The sequence below is a fragment of the Kitasatospora sp. NPDC057198 genome (assembly GCF_042670125.1).
In the GTDB taxonomy this organism is placed as follows: domain Bacteria; phylum Actinomycetota; class Actinomycetes; order Streptomycetales; family Streptomycetaceae; genus Kitasatospora.
In genome coordinates this window covers 1-2,567 of sequence record NZ_JBHUWH010000729.1, presented here as the reverse complement: position 1 = coordinate 2,567, position 2,567 = coordinate 1, and the positions used below count along the sequence as shown (strand labels likewise).

Below are 2,567 nucleotides of genomic sequence, written 5' to 3'. Positions count from 1 at the left end.
GATTTGCCGAGGAGGTCGGCCGCGTCGGCGGCGCACCCCCAGGAGAGGGTGTAACCGGCGTCCCCGTGGCCGTAGTTGTGGACCAGGCCGGGGATGTACGGGTCCCGTTCGACCCGGACGGTGCCGCGTGCGGGCCGGAAGCCCACCCGGACTTCCAGCACCCGGGCGCCCGCGGCGGCGGGCACCAGTTCGGCGCAGCGCCGCAGGACGTCGGCGACCGTCTCGTCGGGGACGCCGGTGGCCACCAGGCCGGGGTCGGCGGTGCCGCCGAGCACGACGTCGTGCTCGCGCTCGATCACGTACGTGGGGCGCCGGGGGTCGCTGCCGTCGATCCAACAGCCGTGCAGGCCCTCGGGTTTGGCGCAGCGCAGCAGCACGCCGCGGACCAGCGACAGGCCGCGGTCACCGGCCAGCGCGGCGCTGCCGTAGCCGGTGCAGTTGACCACCGCGCCGGTGCGGGCGGCCTCCGCGGCCAGGTCGGTGACCAGCCGGTGCTCGACCCGGCCGCCGCGGGCGGCGAAGCGCTCGGCGAGGTGGGCGAGGTAGCGGGCGGCGTCGGCGACCGGGACGGGCAGCGCCCAGGCGGCCGCGTACCCGGGCGGGCAGGGTGCCGGACGGGCGGCCTGCTCACCGGTCAACTCCCTTGCCCACCAGGGGATTTCCCGCTCGGTGCGGAAGAACTCGGTGAGTGTCCGGATGCGCACGCCGCTCTCCCCGGGCTGCCGGGACAGCGCGGTGAGCCGGTGCAGGGCGGTGGTGGCGCGCCGCAGGTAGACCGGGTCGGGGCGCTGGCGGAACGGGTGCCAGAGCGCGGTGGCCAGCGCCGAGGTGGTGTGCCGCGGCGGTTCGGGGGTGACCAGGGTGACGGGACGGCCGCGCTCCTGGAGCTCCAGGGCGGTGGTGAGCCCGCTGACACCGCCGCCGACCACCGTGGCGGGCCCGGCACCGGCCGCCCCCGCGCGGGGCGGGAGAGGGGTCATGCGCCGGCCTGCCGGGAACCGGAAAGGGCGCCGGAGAGGGCGCCGGTAAGGGTGTCGGGGCGGGCGAACTCGGCCGTGCGGTCGCGCTCGGGGCCCAGGCCCAGGCCGATCACGGGCGCGCCGATCCGCTGCTCGACGTACTCCTTGAACGCCAGCATGGACGCCGGGATCCCGTCCAGGCCGGGCAGTGCGGCGACGGCGGCCCGCACCTGCTCGGCGTCGAAGACCGGTAGCACCTGGATCCGTCCGCCCTCCTCGCCCGGGGCGGCCGCGGCGAGCTGCACCGGGACGCCCCCGTAGTGGCTGTCCCCGTAGTGGGCCAGGCAGTCGGTCTTGTTCAGGTAGACCACGTCCACGCCGTGCAGGGTGACCTGCTCGCGCAGCTGTTCCAGGTCGAGCAGCCCGATCCGGCGGGGTCGGCCGGTGCCGGAGCCGTACTCGCCGGTGAGCATCCGCAGCGCGGCGCCGACGTCCAGCGGATCGGGCGAGCCGAGCAGTTCCAGCGGGTCGTGCTCGGCCTGCTCCTCGGCCCGGCCGCGGCCGGTGCGGCAGGCTTCGGCGAAGTACGCGGCGGAGCGCTCGCCGCCCAGCTCGGACGGGAACGGGCCGTGGCCGACCCGGGAGACCACCGCCTTGGCGACGCCGATGGTGTGCCGGTGGTAGCGCGGCGGCAGGTCGCCGCCGACGTATGCCTGGCCGGGCAGGGTGTGGCTGGAGGTGACGTACGGCTGGTCGCCCTGGACGACGTCCAGCAGCAGGGACTGCGCGCCCTCGAACAGCACCCGGGCCCCGTCGGCGACCTTGCGGGCCAGGTGGGTGCGGTCGGCGGTGACCATCGGGCGCAGCGCCTCGGCGCTCTCCAGCATCGCGGCGACCCGCTCGCGCTCCGCCACCAGCCGCTCCCCGGCGTCCGGCTCCCCCTCGAGCTCCGGTTCGACGGCGGCCAGCATCAGTTCCGCCGTGCCCGCCGGGTCCGCCAGCAGGTCGCGCAGTTGCAGGTTGGCGCGCACCCCGTCGCGGGTGCGGGCGGCACGGTCGGCGTAGCAGGGGCCGATCCCGTTGCCGGTGGTGCCGATGGCGGCGCCGGTGCGCCGGTCGAGCAGGAAGTGCACGGGCTGGACGACGGCGCAGCGGTCGCTGATCCGCAGCCGGTCCGCGAGGTCGACCCCGACCGAGCGCAGCAGCGCCAGTTCGTCGCGCAGCTTGACCAGGTTGAGCACGCACCCGGAGCCGATGTACAGCTCGCACCCCTGGTGGAAGACCGCCGACGGCACCTGCTGCAGCACCACCCGCCCGGACGGGGTGTCGATGGTGTGCCCGGCGTTGGCACCGCCGTTGAACCGGGCGACGACGTCGTAGTCGGGGGCCAGCAGGTCGATGATCTTGGCCTTGCCCTCGTCGCCGTACTGGAGCCCCACCAGCACGTCGGAGTGGCCGCGCGGGCGGCCTCGATCGGAAGTCATCCCGGTCAGCACCTTTCTGTTCCTCGGAAGAAGTCCTCGCCCGGAGCGGTCGCGCTCCGGGGCCGCGGGAAACGGGCGCCCGAATTCACGCCCCGTCGCACACGAATCACCTGATGCCCGGAGC

At 75.4% G+C, this 2,567-nt stretch carries 2 protein-coding genes; both read right to left on the bottom strand.

All coding sequences use genetic code 11. The features are described from left to right. On the bottom strand, positions 1-980 hold a 980-nt coding region (locus ACFUEL_RS38310), incomplete at its 3' end, for an FAD-dependent oxidoreductase (RefSeq protein WP_380242632.1). Further along, positions 977-2,443, bottom strand: coding sequence for an adenylosuccinate synthetase (locus tag ACFUEL_RS38305; protein ID WP_380242630.1), 1,467 nt, complete (start codon positions 2,441-2,443; stop codon positions 977-979). The genes ACFUEL_RS38305 and ACFUEL_RS38310, both read right to left, overlap by 4 nt. Positions 2,444-2,567 lie beyond the last annotated feature (124 nt).

What these genes read in the sequence shown, in the direction of transcription:
- ACFUEL_RS38305 (WP_380242630.1), bottom strand. Translation starts at nt 2,443, where the DNA reads ATGACTTCCGATCGAGGCCGCCCGCGCGGCCACTCCGACGTGCTGGTG.